The organism is Gilvimarinus japonicus, from assembly GCF_042847215.1.
In the GTDB taxonomy this organism is placed as follows: Bacteria; Pseudomonadota; Gammaproteobacteria; order Pseudomonadales; family Cellvibrionaceae; genus Gilvimarinus; species Gilvimarinus japonicus.
The window spans coordinates 3,249,736-3,266,736 of sequence record NZ_AP031500.1; the positions used below are offsets into that span (position 1 = coordinate 3,249,736).

6 protein-coding genes are annotated in these 17,001 nt (G+C 51.6%); all 6 read right to left on the reverse strand.

Going from position 1 to position 17,001, the window contains the following annotated elements; translation table 11 throughout:
- Positions 1-341: 341 nt before the first annotated feature.
- Positions 342-3,794, reverse strand: coding sequence for a CBM35 domain-containing protein (locus tag ACGHAD_RS13795; RefSeq protein WP_382418072.1), 3,453 nt, complete (start codon positions 3,792-3,794; stop codon positions 342-344).
- 128 nt (positions 3,795-3,922) lie between these two features.
- Positions 3,923-7,486 carry a X2-like carbohydrate binding domain-containing protein gene (locus tag ACGHAD_RS13800; RefSeq protein WP_382418070.1) on the reverse strand — a complete coding sequence of 1,188 codons (3,564 nt, stop codon included), beginning with the start codon at positions 7,484-7,486 and terminating at the stop codon, positions 3,923-3,925.
- 421 nt (positions 7,487-7,907) lie between these two features.
- Positions 7,908-10,952, reverse strand: coding sequence for a TonB-dependent receptor (locus tag ACGHAD_RS13805; protein ID WP_382418068.1), 3,045 nt, complete (start codon positions 10,950-10,952; stop codon positions 7,908-7,910).
- A 73-nt stretch (positions 10,953-11,025) separates the two neighbouring features.
- Complete coding sequence (locus ACGHAD_RS13810; RefSeq protein WP_382418066.1) at positions 11,026-12,885, reverse strand: hypothetical protein; 1,860 nt, start codon at positions 12,883-12,885, stop codon at positions 11,026-11,028.
- 57 nt (positions 12,886-12,942) lie between these two features.
- The gene (locus ACGHAD_RS13815; protein ID WP_382418064.1) at positions 12,943-15,114 is read right to left on the reverse strand and encodes a cellulase family glycosylhydrolase; all 2,172 of its coding nucleotides are present in this window, start codon (positions 15,112-15,114) and stop codon (positions 12,943-12,945) included.
- A 425-nt stretch (positions 15,115-15,539) separates the two neighbouring features.
- Positions 15,540-16,964, reverse strand: a complete 1,425-nt coding sequence (locus tag ACGHAD_RS13820) for an alpha/beta fold hydrolase (RefSeq protein WP_382418062.1) — start codon at positions 16,962-16,964, stop codon at positions 15,540-15,542.
- Positions 16,965-17,001 lie beyond the last annotated feature (37 nt).

Here is a 17,001-nt window from a genome sequence, read left to right on the forward strand (position 1 = left end):
CACGTTTTAGGCCGCATTTATAACCGGTGCATGTGCCGTCGATGTAAACGCCAGTGAATCGCTTAAAGCCTCAACTCAAACCCTTTAGATAGGCCGGCATAGTCGCGGTGGTAACTCGTTATTCGAAACGAAAGAGAAACAGCCCCGAGCGATTAAGACAAGCCAAACGCGAATGTCCGTCGAGTATCAAAAAGTGATCTGGGCCCATATAACTATGGGTTTGTCGTTAACCAAAAAGCCGCTGTAAGTGGTTATTGATAGATCTGACCGCTAGCAGTATTAACCCTAGCGGTCAGATCACCTTCTTTTGGAATGAAAGCTTAGCTGTTTAGCATTAAGCCTTACCAATCAATCCTATCGAAATCCATCCAGCCCCAATCGGCACTGATCTCCAATTGATTGCTACCGGCGTTAAGACTAACCGGCATTTCAAGCGATTGCCACTGGCCGATAACGCCGGCAAAGCTCACGCTCTGCGGCTCGCCGTTTACCAGTATTGTTTGCTGCTTGCTGGAATACGGTAAACGATAGCGAATCGTCAACACTTTAGAGACAGCCTCGGGCTCGGTAATGCTCCAGCGCAAACTGCCCTGCCCGGCCATTTGCACATAAGTCTCGCCACTGGCATCGGTATCACTTAACACCGTAACACCGGTAAGCGCTACCGACTCGGCCTCGATGCCATCCTCCGCGGGCAGCAACTGTCCCGCCTGTGTCAACATCAAGCTGCGCGCTAAGCTACCGGCGACAAACGTTACCTCGCCCACGCGACTCGCCCCGGCATTGGCCGGCCCCGACAGTGTTAATACTGTATCGCCGGTACCGCTTTGAGGGGTAATACTCAACCAATCGGGCAAGCTGGACGCCACCCAATCACTGTCGCTGTAAAGCATGACGGATGCAGACCACAGCTGAGCCGGGGCGTCCAGCTCTGAAGTTTCAAGCATTAGCTCTGGTGCATCGTCCAGCGCCGGTGCGCCCCACACCTCGAGCTCCCAAATGGAATAGCCCCACTGGGTCGCGCGACTCAAACCCAACACTCGCAAATAACGCGCGGATTGCGAGAGCAAAACCTCGTCGCTACCACCATCGCTATCGGTCACAAGCGCTGCTCGAGTCCAGTTCGCACCATCTTCCGAGCTCTGGATTTCATAATCCTGCCCATGTGCAGCTTCCCAGTGAATCACCACTTTCTCAATCGCGCTGCGCTGTAATAAATCCAGCATCAACCACTGATCATCGCTCCACTCACTCGACCACCGGGTTTGCAAGTTGCCATCAACCGCCGCGCCAGCACCACCGCTGTAGCCATCACTGGACGACGCCGTCACTAACGCTCCGGCGGCCAAGTTTTGGCTGCAGTCGTCGCAGGCAAGCTCGGCGATTTGCAGTGTCACCATGCTGGTAGTGGTAAGCTCTGAGTCATCGACACTAAGCTCCACCACAACCGTTCCCGGCTCACTGACAACCAGAGTCGCCTCACTTTGATTAGCACCCGATAAACTAGCACCCGCACCCGAGACGATTCGCCATTGCAAATTGAGTCCGTTGCCAGGCAGGCCGTCGTCACTCACCAACGCGGTTAAGTTAATCGGCTCGCCCACAAACAAGTCTGCACCACTGACAATGTCCACTTGCGGCGCCTGGTTAATCGGCTGTTGCGATAACATAAACGAGACGCTGTCCGAAACCGATAACTCGCCATCATTCGCCGTCAGCTTGGCATCATAGACACCCGCAACACTCGCACTCGCCTGAGTTTGAGCACTGTGCTCGCTGCTAAAGGTTAAAACTCCCGGCCCACTAACTTGCTCCCACTGTAGCGTTAAATTACCCGGTTGAGGCAAGTTGTCATCCGTCACTTGCGCTTCGAGCTCGGCATTGAGTCCGTCTGTTTGTACCGCTGCAAACGTTAACGTCGGTGCGTTATTAACCGGCGGATGCGTATTGCCCTCGATATTGGCAACAGACAAAGTATCAATGTGGGTATAACCCCACCCACTCTCTAAGCGGATGGTGTTAGTGCCGGCAACCAAATCGAGCATGACATTGACCTCGGCCCAACTTTGGTAATCCCCTGTACCCGGAAACTCAATGGCTCGGCCTTGGCCATTAACCAAAACACTATGTTGTTTATTGCTATCGGCGGCATAGCGCAACCGAGCACTGTACTGCCCGGCGGCCTGGGCGTTTATGTGCCACTCAATCGCGCCGCCGTCATTAGTCAGCCCGGTCACGTAACCGCTGCCGTTAAAACCAGAATCTTGCGTATCAACAAATGTACCGCCCGATAGCGCGGCCGCTTCTGCCTCAAACACAGTCCACTCTGGCGCGCTCGCCACCACAATATTTGACGCACCAGACTCTCCGCTTTCATTGCTGGCAAACACTCGGTAATAATAGGTTTCGCCGGCACTCGCGCTATCGTCCGAAAACAAACTATCTACCGCTGGATCGTAGCGGTTTTTGCCATCGCTAATGTTGCTCGCCACCGTTTGCCAAGGCCCCTGGGCAGAGTTAGCCCGCTCGATACGGTAAAAGCGTCCCACCGGCGCGCCTAACCAATTAATTCGCGCGGTCGAAACGATTGGCCTAAGCTTAGGCGCCTCGGGCACCGGCAGTGGCTGAGCGCTGGCATGCCCGTTCATTTGCGCCTGAGCGTTACGCACTAAGTCAACCACCGACTGCTCTTCATTCGCGTCGCCGTCCGGAAACCCGGGGTAGTGATAGCTATAGTGGCCGGTGTACTCTTGGTGCCAGTAAAAACCACCATCATGGCGGTGCCCACGCAGCCCCCACACTAAGCCTCCGGCGGCTTTAGCGCCCTCGTGATCGGTATGCACAACAGCCTGCATAATATCGTTTAGCTCGGCGGCGGGACGCAAACCAAACTCACCTACCACGTACACTTTTTGCCCATCAATAGCGCTTAAATCCAGCGCAACTTGCGCGGGGTTATTGTTGCCGACATTGGTGTAATAGTGGTTAGAGATAATATCAACGTCGGTATTGTTCAGCGCGTAATCATTAACGCGGGTATAAGTACCATCTTGAATAAGGTGATTGTGATCCAACGATTCAATATGAGCGACTGTCTCGGTCAAAAACGGTTCGGTGGTGCCGCGCAGTTCGTTGCCTGTTTCCCACGCCAGGATTGCCGGCTCATCGCGGTAGGCAACACCACTAATGGTATTCACGCGGGTCAGTACTTGCTCGATGATACTTTTATAAGCGGCGTAGGTTTGGCTGGAGGTATCGTAGAAATCATCGGCGCTTTCACCATAAAAAGCCGCCAACTGTTGTCGCCCGCCCCACCATTCCCAGTGGTCAATAAAAGGGGCAATAATCTTTAGGCCGTGCTCATTAGCCAGCGCCAACATACGGTCGTAGTGCACCATGGCCGTCTCGTTTAAACGCGGCATTCCACCGGGGCTAAGCGGCGCTAAAATATGAGTCTCGCGACCACAGACACTGTCGTACGATTGCTGCACCGATAAGGTGTAAATGCGAGTAGCTTTCTGCCCAGTACGAACGATCGATTTTATCCAGTTTTCTTGCTCGTCGGCCGTTGGCCACTTAAAGTACTGTCCCCACCCTCGGGGATCTTGCGCACAGGGGCCACGCGCATCATCTTCAATGCGATGCAGCTCTGGGGCGTGAATCCCGGCAAAGCGAAATTCCTGACCATCTAATGTTAACGTGGCGCCATCGCGCTCAACAAAACTGCTCGACTGCCCCAACGCCATACCACTAACCGCCATGGTGATTACGGCTACGCTTAGTTTAACTTTCATAGTATTTACCTTTTCAGTGCGAGGTCACCATCCTTATTTTTTTCGGTGCCGGCACATAAAGAGAAAGCCGCAGGCTCCGCTGCGGCAAATAAAGGTGCCGGCCCTTACGGACCGGCTAAAGGTGAGGTTTATTGGTTGTTGAGTGATTGATAGAAGCTCGAGCGCTCTTGCATCAGATCGCACACCGGTTTGTGTAAATCGATGTGGATCTGGTTGCCCTCGGCGTTCTGACCCGGCGCACCAGTTTCCGTCAGGTTTTGCTCGGCGGGGGTGATGGCGCAATACATTTGGAAGCCGTCGTTATTGGCAGTCCAGGCATCGGTAGGGGCACCGTACGGTCCCGCACACCACTGACAACCATCCAGCGGGGTATTACCATTGCCCCACTCTTTACCCGATAACTGCCAGGCCAGCATGCCGCCGATAACGTCTTTATGCTCTTCGGCTTTGGCGTACCAGTCGATAAAAACCTCGGTACGACGTTGCAGGTCTTCGGCAACCGTAGCAGCCGAGGCAACGGGCCAGCTAAACTCGCCAATGTAGGTCGGCTTGTTTAAGTTACGCCCTACGGCCGCCAGCTGATCGAAGTTAGCCAGGGTTTCTGCATCTGACATATTCCACCAGGTGGGGTACAAGTGAGCGCTAATGGCATCAATCGTGGCAACGTCATTCACCTCTTCGATAAAGGCGAAATCATCGTTGGTACCATTGTGATTAAAGGATGATTCGGCACCGATAGACACCAAATGATTGGGCGCTAACGATTTAATATGACCCGAAATATCGGCTGCCCAGCTCTTAAAGATATCGGCATTGCACGAGCTTTTACAGCGTGGCTCGTTGGCAATCTCCCACATCATAATGGCCGGATCTTCCGCATAGGTATAACCAGTGCTGTCGTTGTAATGCGATAGCAAGGCGCTGATAAACGCTTTGAAGTTCGCAATAGACTCAGCGTTGGCATAGGGGCTCGCGCCATAAGAATCGAGGTTACCAAAGTAGTTCCACTCATCAGCGAGCGACAACACCAACTTCACGTCGTACTCGTGTGCCAGGGCCACGTAATTGTCAAACAGCTCAAAGCTACGGTCGACAATGGCTTGCTCCTCGGCAGTACGATTCGACTTGGTCAGCAAAAAGTCATCACCGGATTTCATGTTAATGCAGACACCGTCGTGAGTTTTGGTGTCGTTACAGAACATCCAGGTGCGCACCGACTTCATGCCCAAATGCTGTGCGCGCTTGAAGAAGTCTTCCGCCATCGCTTCTGGTTTATACATTAGGTAGTACTGGTTAGAGCCGTTGAAGTAAAAGGGCTGATTACCCAACACAAACTGAGTACCCAAAGTATCAACGTACTGCGTGCCAGTGACGTCCCCCACCTGAACCCGAAGATTTTTCTTCAAAGTGGTGCCGGCAAGACCCAACTCTATGTCGTAAATGCCATCGCCCGTGCCCGGTATCAGGAGCGGTGATTCGCCACTGTATAGCTGGGTGGGGCCATCATTAACCGAGTAAGTAATGTCTTTATTGCCTTGTTTGCTAAAATCGACCGAGATATCACCACTGTCCAGCTCGGCGAAAGGCGCGGGCGAATGAATATCCAAGCTGCCCATAAAGACGGGACACACCTGATGGACGTTAACCCAACCCCAATCACCTTCGCGATTAACCAGACCCACCGTATGAATACCGGCCGACAGGTTATGCACAAAGCTCTTAACGCTAGGATCGGTTACTGGCGCATCCAGCCAGCTCATATTGGACAAGCCGCCATCATCCAGCCGGTAAGAGACGAACTTATCGCCACCTTCGGTACTGTAAGTTAACCGCAATTCGTATAAGCCCGCCTTATCGAGAGGAATCTCCCAATAGGCCGCCGAGCCATTTTCACCCGTCACCTTGGCACGATCTTCGTACAATTGCGCGTCGCCTTCCAAAATTACCGAGTCGACACCATAGCAGTCAGCGGTTGCCGGCAAATCGATCACATTGATAATTAACCCCAGCTCGCGAGTACCGGCTTCGGCATCGGATAGTGCAACCGTTAAGGCGGTTGAGCCCACCGGCAGAGTGGCGAGGTAGTCTTGCGTTAAAGTTAACGAGCCATTATTAAACGTATAGTCCGCGCCTACTGTTAAGCTTTCTCCCGCATGCATCAAAGCATCAAAAGTAAAAGAACCTTCGTTCAGTGATACCGTCACAGGTGCCAACGCACTGACACTGACATTCGCCTCATCGCGGCTTAAGTCGGGCTCTACGATTGGTGCGCTGTCGGCGTGCACAACAAAGCTTAACAACATCGAATCGGCTTGTTCAGCATCGTAAAATTCGGCCTCTAAACTCGCTTGTTCGCCAACACTAAGGGTCGACAAAAAGCTGTTTAACAGCGTAATTTGACCCCCAGTTACCGTGTAATCAACCCCTTCACTTAACACCGAGGTCCCAACGGTAATTCCTTGCAAGTTATAACTTCCAGCATCAAAGTTATAGGCCAAGCTATCGCCACTGCCCACAACAAAACTTTGTTGCAAGGGTGTAATTTCAGGCTCTTGTGGTGGCGTTGCCAGTTTATTGATGCGGATTTGCTCGACAAAAACATACCCCCAATTATTACCGCTGCCAAGTACACTGACCGACTCAGTGCCAGCCATTAAATTGGCCTCAATGGCAATGGTCTGGGTAGCGGCGTCTGCCGTGGTAACTTGCTGAGCATTGTTGCCCACCACAAAGGTGTTGGCTTTTTCGCCATACGGGGAGTTAACATCAAACTCCACTAAATACTCACCGCTTTGCGGTACGTTAAACGACCAACTCGCTTCGCCGTGTTGTAGATCAACCTGCCCATCGGTGAGCACTGCACCTAGGCTCAGGTCGGCCTGCTCAGGCAATAAAATCTGCTCATCAGTCACAGCAACATCCGTTACAGAAATCGTCACCGTAATGTCAGCGGCATCCGTAAACTCAATGCTTAACGTATGCGAACCGTCATCAAGCGCACTAAGCGCAGCCGCATACAAAGTCACCTGGTTAGCATTACGCGTGTAATCAGATGCGCCCAGTGTTTGCCCATCAATAGCTAGCGCCGCAAAATCAGCACCATCACTATTCAACGCTAAGGTGACATCGGCCACACTAGCTTTATTAACACTAATAGAAGTAGGTGAAACACTCGGCTGCGGCGCATCGGCCGGCTCGATCTGCAGTGACACATCGACATCGTTACCATCGCTAAAATCGACGGTCAGGGTATTAGCACCCAATGCCAGCGAATCTAGGTAAGCGCTGTACAGTGACAACTGTGAACCGCTAAGGGCGTAATCGGAGCCAGCGCTAGCGCCAACGATACCAAGCACTTGCACGCTGGAATCCGGCTCAACCGTAAACACCAGGTTATTCATACTGCCTTGAGTGTAACTTTGCGACAAAGGCATAACACTGTTGGTTATGGGATTGGTATCATCACACTCCCCGACAAAGCCCCAAGGGCCCCACTGGCTGTTGCGATCGGGCGGCGTGTCTTTTATCCACCATTTGGCTTTAAATTCTGCTGAGTTGTAGCGAACTAATTCTCCGCCAACGTATTGAGTTTGCGAGTCATACGCTGGCGAATCACAGCTTGCGGCGTAGGTTAATCCTGCATTTGCTATTAATCCCACGCTACTGGCAAGTAGCAAGGCTCTGTGTTTCATAGGAAATACCTTCTCTCATTATTGTTAATGTATGCGGCCAATCGGCCGTTTGTTAGTTCTCCTTACGATCGACACCGATCCTTTCTCACCAAAAAAAGTAACCGATTACACTTTGTTGACTCTAAAAAACAAGTTTTTTTATATGACCATCAACAAACAAAAGTAATCGATTACATTTAGGGGCGCAGTATCGTACAGCTATGAAGGTTATGCGACTCGCTGTCGCAAAACAGTGATAACGTTCACACGACGTATCAAACAGAGAATTAATTGCTGATATTAAGACTATTTAATAGTGTGTTTTATTATAGAAAAGTTTGCGCGCGATACCTGCTGGCTATTATTTTAACCGCGACAAAAAACAGGGGTAGCGCTAATGCGCCCCCCTGCAAAACTTGCTTTTAAACATTAGCATTAAACGTTAAAACCGACCGCGTACCGAGAACGCAATGGTACGATCAAACTGTTGCGCCAACAGCAAACGCTCTTCTATTTGCACGTAAGAGCGCTCCCCCTCTTGCAGCAAATTGCTGCCAGACAAAGTCAGCGACAAATAATCATTTACGTCGTAGTTAATAGATGCATCCAGTTGTCCACGATCCGAGGTGTACTCGGGTCGCCCACCAAAGCCTGTGGCGGTATTAAGCGCTTCATCTTGCCAAAAGTAAGCAATACGCGCCCCGAACCCAAAGTTCTCGTAATAGCCAATTAAGTTGTAGGTATTTTCTGAGTTACCCGGAATCGGCAGCCCCTCGGGAGTTTCACTGTCTAGATACGTGTAGTTTGCCTGCACCCCAAAACCCAGTGGCAGTGGCTGTGAATAACCCAACTCCACACCAGACAACTCGCCTTCGCCATTTACAGAGCGAGTAAAGTTACAGGTGCGCGTTTCGCCACGCGCTCGACACTCACTCATAATGCCACTTTCAGTGGTAATAAAGCTGGAGAAGTCTTTATAAAATAGCGCCATGCTGGCAAAGCCTGCTTGATCTTCATCAAAGTACCACTCTAATGAAAGATCAGCTTGATCGACCAACCAGGGGTCTAAATTCTCATTGCCCACTGTGCCTGTTAATGAGTTAACGTCGGTAACGGTATACCCCGGTACCAAAGCGCCTAAGTCAGGGCGTGCCATTGAACGGTTGGCGGCAAAGCGCAACAGCCAGCTTTCGTGAAACTCCCAGTTGAGGTTAAAGCTAGGCAAGTAGTTAGTGTAGCTGCGATTCATTTTTTGTTGCTGATAATCGCTTTGCGCGTACAAGTCATCAAACAACACTTGCGAAATGGCATCATCGGTCACGGTGTATGAATACGAGGTGGTATCAGTTTCTACCGCCCGAACACCGGCGTTACCGTAAACCATATCATCGGCGAGCGAGAAATTCGCCTTAAGGTAAAGCGCCTGGGTTTGCTCTTCGATACGATAGTCTTGCAGCTTGTCAGACATAGCACTCATGCCCCACACCTCATTCAAACGCCCTGCCGGATCGCTGGCAAAAGTAAAAGCATTGCCGCTAATCCACTGAGAGGGAAACTGCCCCGCGCCGTCGACACCCGACATAAAGCTGCCGTCGGTGATAACCGCCAGTCCCTGACGCTCTGGCGGCTGTACGTACAAGGAGTTACCATCTTCAGCACCGATGCGCACGTCGGTAAACAACGCCCCCGCCGCTTCACATTCGCTGCGGCTTAGTTGATACGCATCCAGCGTACACTCTTCACGCCAATGGCTGGCAACACCCCGCGATGCAGTACGCTCGTTAATGCGCTCTGCGCCACGGTAGCCAAACTCCAACGAGGTAATCGGGCCCGCTTCTATGTTCCAGTTAAAATCTACCTGCCCGGCGTTATTGCGCGAGGTAAATTCATCAGCGTATAAACCAGTGTAGGCTACCGCATAAGAGTACGGATCAGTCAGATAGTTACCCCCACCGGCAATATCGTTGGGTCCATCATTGGGGTCGGCAATGCTTGGGTTAACCCCGGTTAGCGTCGGATCAACAAAAACAGAACCTAAATCTCCAGCGGCCATATCATAACCAAAACGCAGGTTTTCGGCGCAGTCGACCGGCCCACCACTAAACGGGTCAAGAGGTCGAGGGTCGCGCCACGCGCAGTTAATGTTGCCATAACTGCCCTTTAAGCTCTGATTCATCCAGTCGCTGTCAAAAGTGGATTTACCATAGCTAAAGTTAGTCGACACCGACCAGACATTTTCCGTCCAAGACCCACCCAGTGAAATGTTGGTATTGGTAATATCGCGAGCCGCAGCCTGACCGCCGGCAGTATGGCTGTCGCCGCCAGTAGCGGCGCTGGGAATCTCAAACCCACCCGACACCAACGTCACCTCGCCATCGACCTGCATGGGATTACCCTCTTTATCGACCGCTGTGGTACCCGGGGTAAACTGGCCAAACTGCAAGTCTTCAAAGCTATTTAACGCAATACCCTCGCCGGTATTAATGTCGTACAGACCTAGCGATAAGGTACTCGCGGCCACGGTTTCATCGTAAGAGGTTCTGACCCCTTGCAGATAAATATCCAGCTCATCCAACGGCTTAAACTGCAAAGTAATATCGGCGGCAAAGCCATCTTGACGTACTTCACGCTGTTCTAAATTAATTTGCTGCGGAGAGATTGCCACCCCAGTCTGGCCACTGCTGTCGGTGGCAGTAACAAACTCAGTCAACCCCAAGGCATCGGGGTTAGCACCAAAGTAAGGTGTGGCCGACCAATTGCGGTAGGCGACCGTGTCATTTCGGGTCAAGTTTTCCTTATCGGTAAGGCTGACCATAACACCAAATTTGTCATCCCAGTTTTTACCCAAAAACAATGAATAGTTTTGCGTATCTTCTTCGGCAACATCGCTATAGGTGTTTTTAAAGGTACCCCCAATAAAGTGATCGTCTAAATCCAGTGGTCGGCGGGTTTTTAAGTTAACGGTACCGGTTAACGCGCCTTCGTTCATATCGGCCGAAGGCGCCTTAATGACTTCGATGGTCGAAAGTAAATCAGAAGGGATATCTTCTAGCGATATACTGCGATTAGAGGCCCCGCTTAACCCCGGACGAACACCAGCCCCTACATACGTCGAACCGTTTAACTCAATATTTACTTGCGACATACCGCGAATACGAATCGTCGAGCCCTGACCATTGCGGTTGCCAATTTGCACCCCGGTTACCCGCTTAAGCGATTCGGCCGCATTTTGATCGGGCAATTTACCCATATCCTCAGCGCTAATGGCGTCCATAATCTGGCTCGACATGCGCTTCATATCCGCCGCCTCTTGCAGCGAGCGACGAATACCTTTAACAACAACTTCTTCGAGTAACGGCTCCTGATCTAGCGCGGTATTGTCTTGCGCCACCGCCACAGGCGTACTAAGCGCCATTGCCGCAGCACCCGCTGCTGCTACGTAACCGACAATCACACTGATCGGATTTTTTTTAAGAGTTCTATACATTTCTGAGAACCTCATTGTTCATTCTTATTCTAGGGCCGGCGTATGGCCGCCCCCATCAAGTTAAGCTCGTAGGTTACGGCTGACGAATAATTTCTACGTTGTCGATGAAAAACGTCCCGCCCACATCCGCGGCTTTGCCATTGGCGACAAACTCCAAACCCAGCAACAAAACATTGGTGCTGTCATAGCCGGTACCGGTAAAGTCAAAGGCATCTTCCGTGACGACAATTTCGATCGTGTTCCAGCTGTCTCCCGATAACGCCCCGATACCGTTCCAGCCCAAACTGCCGTAAACGTAACTTTCATCTTTGGTAAATACTTTAACGCCCATATTGCCGTCATCGACATAGGATTGCGGTACATACAAATCGAGCCGCACCACCGCTGCCGTCAAATCAAGCGGCTCGGCGCCCACCGACCGAGACCACATTAGCTTGTCGGAGCCACTACCCCAGTTAATCTCCAACGCCATGGAACCGTCGCCCATGTCAGTACTGTGGCTAGCCACAACACTGTCTTCGGTGATGGTGCCCTCACCATAATCAAACGCCCACAGGTCAAGCGCCTCCGGCAGAGTAAAATCCTGGCTTAACAGTGCATCACTACCACCGGTTTCCACCAACTCGGCAATGCGCAGGTTATCCAACAAGATATCCCCCGCCACACCGATAGGCTTACCGTTAGACACAAACTCCAAACCGACGCTGGCAATATCGGTTAAATCAAAGCCATCGGCCCAATAGCTACCCGGTAGAGGCGAGTCAGTAATGTTGGCAAACTCTAAGGTATTCCAGCCCGGCGACATCGCCGACACAGGTGACCAGCCAAAATTACCGTAGCGAAACTGCGAATCTTTGCTATAGAGCTGAAACCCCATATTGCCCTCGGCTATGTAGCTTTCTGGCACGTAGAGATCGACGCGCAGGGTTTTACCCACTAAGTTCACCGGTGACGACAAGCCACGCTCGTAACCAAGTTTATCTTCTGAGCCATTTTGCCAATTAAACGCAAAGCGCATGGCGCCACCATCATTGCCAGCGTCTGCCGCGTAAGATACGTCGTACGTTAAGGCGCCTTGCAAATCAGACTCGTACCACGCGTCCACTTCCAGCGCGTCGTCAAAGTAGTTAGCTTCGATATCCTGCAAGCTGAACTCACCCGCGACACAATCCTGAATCACCGATGGCGTCACACGAACGTTATCCAGACGAATATCACCGGCCACATTAACCGCCTTACCGTTTGCATCAAACGAAACGCCCACTTGCTGCACTGCGGCGACATCAAACCCATCGTCGGCATAACCTAACGAGTCGACGGTAATATCCTGGTACGCCAAACGGTTGTAATCATCACCGGTAAAACTCGCCACGCTGTTCCAGCCAAAATCGGCGTAGCGGTCCTCAGTGTCGCGAACAAACAGCTTTAATCCCATATTGCCGTCAGTAACATAGTCTTGTGGCATATAGACATAGGCACTAATGGACGCACACGTCAGATCAACCTGATCGATCTCGGTGTCATCCAGCCCTAACACATCTTGTGCGTAATCGGTGCTTACCGCTAGCTGGTCGGTCGCACTGCTCCACAGCGGCGTTATAATAAGCGCCCCTTGATCGTCCGGTGACGCAGGGTCAGTACGGCCGTAATCTTGCTCCCACCAAAGCTCGGTTTGTGCCTCACCCTGCCAGTTGCTTGCGGCCCAATACTCGAGCTGATACGTTTCATCAAAGTTATAATTGAGCTCATTAATCGGATAAGAGAAAGTGCCTAGTGGCAAGCGGTCTGGATCTACCGGGTCCCCCAAGTCGACGGCTTGCGTATCGTTGCCACTGCCACAGGCTGTTAGCAAACCACAGCAAGCCAAAGAAACAACCGCTGCGAGCTTATTCACCCGAAGGTCTGTCTTATTTTTTATTAAAATACCCAACATTTTTTTATCCTCTATTTAACATCAGGACAAAAACCGAGCGATACACGCTCAGTTTTATCATTCAGGGAAGTCAGCTGCATTGGCCGTTGCTTTAATACCGTACTGACCATTAACAATTTGCTCACCGCGCTCGGTAAGCTCCACACTGTCTTCCGAGGTAGACATATCAAGGCCGGCCGCATCACCGCCGTTACCCTTCCAGGACCAAGCTACCCAACCAAACGGCGCGGCAGATAACTCGGTAGAAAAACCAACCACACCCTCGGCTTTTACCGCAGCCTCTGTCAGCGAGCCTTCCGCCCAGTCAAACTCCCAATGCTCAGCATTGGCGACAAACGGCTCACTGAACAGCGTGTCGCGCACACCATAGACACCCAATTCATCAACGGCTAAAGCTCCCGCCACCGCGGCTGGCTTGCCATTGGCTTCAAAGGCGATACCAAGCTTATCTACATCGGACAAGTTAAAACCGTCGGCGGCGTAACCAATATCGCCCACCGAGATGTTGGCAAACTCCAGTGTGTTCCAAGCATTACCGTTTAACTCCGACGCACTAAAAGAGCCAAAGTCGGCATAGGCCCACGCCGTATCTTTAACAAATAGTTTGATAATTAAATTGCCGTCATCCACATAACTTTGCGGCACCCACACTTTGGCTCGCATTGTCATACCCGAAATATCCATTGCCTCGGCAATGTTCACCCGGCGCCACAAAATTTTATCGGCGTCAGTTTGCCAGTTGACATCAAAAAGCATAGCGCCATCGCTGGCTTGATACTGATCGTGGGTGACAACGACGTCGGACTCACCAAGACCTTCGAGATAATCACTCTCCCAATTGTCTAACGCACTGGCGAGCACAAAAGTGTCGGCAACCGCCGCACCAGAAGCGGCACTTTTTATCGTGTAATTATCAAAATATATGGGGCCCATAACCGTACCGGATTTGTCATTAGCGGCAATCTCCACCCCTATTTTGTCCACTTGTGTAATGTCAAAATTATCGGCCACAAAAGGCATTGCCGAGCCATCACCTATGTCGGCACTAACGGTATTCCACTGCCCTGGGGTTAACTCGCCAACCGTCAGCTCTTTAAACGAAGCGTAAGCCCAGTTGGCCGCATCTTTCACAAAAAGCTTAATCAGAGTCTGACCATCATTGACATAATCTTCAGACACATAAATATCAACGGATATTTGTTTGTCACTAATGTCCACCGCCTCGGGCAGCACAGCGCGCCAAAGCACCTTGTCGCTTTGCGAATCGGCCCACGGCAAATCGAATGCCAGCGCACCGTCACCCTCAGCCAGCTGCATTAACTGCTGATGTGGAACCACGTTAGGAGCCTGAAAGCCTGAGCCACCAAACTCACCCACGATGGCGGGTAATCCAGCCGTTTGCAGCGCTTGCATAGCCTGTGATATTTCGTCGCGGGTATCCCAAGTGCTGTGGTAGGCGTGGGCCGAAAATAGAATATTGTTGGCCGGATCGTGGGCCATTAGCTGCTCGGCACGACCACCCAAAAAGGCGTAGTAATCCTGGCCACATCCGGGCGCATCGATAACCAAAGGAACATTAAAACCAGCGTCGCGAAAACCGGTAATCAGACTTTCATAAGTTGACACCCAATCGGCATACTCACCAGAATCAGCGGCAAAAATGTTGCTCGGGCCCCACTCATTGGCGATATTAATCATCAGGTACGATTGGTACTTTGCCTCGGCCAACACAGGCAACCACTCACTAAACCAGAGGGCATCAACGTCTGCCAACAACACCGATTCGTCGTTGCTACACGTAATGTCCTCTTCCCACAGCATGGGCATTGCCACCATACCTTGGGCCACAATGGCATCCAGCGCCGCGCGCAGTTGCGCTGCCGTGGTATCGCGGCGCAACTGAAGACGCACAACATTTGCCTGAGTTTCGCCAATCGGGGCCACAGCGGATAACCGAGCCTCGGGGTTGTCGCCATACTGCAAGTTAATACCGCGCAACATCAGCGGTTTACCCGTAGCGTCTAATAGCTGTTGGTCGGCAACGGTTAGTACTTGCGCATCGGCAGGCGGCACCGGCGCTTCAGGGTCAACATCTGGGTCTGGCGTAACCGCTGAAGGGTCGTAAAAACCTTGCTCTGGCGCCGAAAAGCTCTCGCCCTGCTGACCACCGCCACCACAGCCGGCCAGCATTGCCGCCATTACGGCCACGTATAAAGTGCGTTTTTGCATCGCATACCACCTCTTAATCGTTATTATCACAACTCAGAATTTTTATTTTTGCCCATACGAGCCTAAAAGCAGTGCTGACTCCGCCACTCTCACCAACAAAAAATGTAATCGATTACATCAAATATAAAAACATTTTTACTTAAAAACACCGGTATTCAGGCTCGATGAGCGTTAAGCAGTGTAAATCAATGTAACCGTTTACACAAAGTACACAAAACTTTATTCATTGACAAGCTCAGCGTTCGGCAAGCGGAATTTTATTTGTCGAGGGGGGGGGCCGACTTTAAGCAAGGCGCGGCTACCGCACAAAGCCGCATTTTTACGCGCTCTGCTTATGTTGGTCGTGACTCAGGTAGGTCATAAAATTGGGGCTGGCCAGAAAGTACTTTCTAGCCAGCCCCAATTGCTTCTTTACAAGGAGGGTTCTATTTTTTTCCCAGCTCATAGACTCCGTGCACAGTACGGTTGACTGTCGGCCCGCGAATATTACTAACCGAAAAAATAAAGGTGGAGGGCCCGGTAGCGCTTATCGCAGATTCCGAGCCGCGCACGGTTACCCCTGCAAGGTCCAGCTCACTGTTGTGCGCAACGATGCCGTTACGGCCAATTAACTGGCCATTGGTCATAGTCACGCGAGACTGATTAACCTGCAGCGCAACGTGTGGCGACAATACATTCACATTGCGCAGCTCCACCTCAGAGTCTGTCACAACAATCGATTCGGCTTGTACATCTTCTAGTACCGCGCCATCGCATTCGCGCAAGTCAATGGCGGTAAAAACGCCCGTGTAATATTGATCGCGCTGATTGCGACACACCAAATCGCCGTTTTGCAAGGAGGAGGTAGTCGGCTCTGAAGCTACTGTGCTGCCGGCAAAAAAATCGAGCAATAGCGGGTTGAACGTATCGGGCTGCGCCATAGGCACATGCCCGGTATTGCGAAGAACCACTCGCCGAGCTTGAGGTAGTTGCCCCGCCAGCAAAACGCCTGTTCGCGGTGGCGCCACAGGGTCTTGATCGCCCCAAACAATTAAGGCCGGCACACTTACCTGCGCAAAAGCATGCGTAAAATCTTCACCAATTAAAGCAAGTGCGGCGTTTGCGTTGGGCTGATCGTCTAACAGGGTCGACCAAGCGGTATCGCTAGCGCGCAATATTTTTATAGGGTCGGGCAGGCTTTCGGCAAAGCTTAGCACTTGGCTGCTCCACTGACGCAACTGATCGCCTGCCATCTCTTTGACAGAGGCGGGCAACGAATCAATATAAGGTGCGGTGCCGCTGCTGATTGGCAATGCACTGGAGTGTGATAAAAAAGCCGTGCGTTGCAAAACACCAGCAACACTGACCAGCGCCACGCGGTGCAAGGTATCGGGAAAGCTCGCCGCATAACGTAAGGCAACCGCGCCGCCCATGGAGTGGCCCACTAAATAAATGCGCTCATGCCCGTTTTGACTCACTAACCACTGTAGTACGCGCGCATATTGCGTGGGCGAATAACGCCCTTTAGGTTTTTGCGATAACGCAAACCCGGGCAAATCCATCGCCAACACATGGTAACGCTGCGCCAGTGCGGGAATAACATTGCGCCAATCGCGATAACCATTTTGCCCTAAACCGTGCACCAGAATGACGGTCTCGGGATTGCCCACTCCGGCCTCAACTAAATACATACGGCTATTGAACACCGGCTCATAGACAAAACCCGCCTGCGCTATCCCTGTTAGACTAGGGACGACCGGCGGCGCCTCAATACTCTTTTCCGCCAAGCGCTCAAGCACCTGTGCCTGAGCGGTAACGCTTAAACTCAGCGCTATACTGACCAACCAACTGCCTCTACAAATTAACGACAAAAACTTCTCCAAACTCTTTTGATCGGTGCGCAGTAAT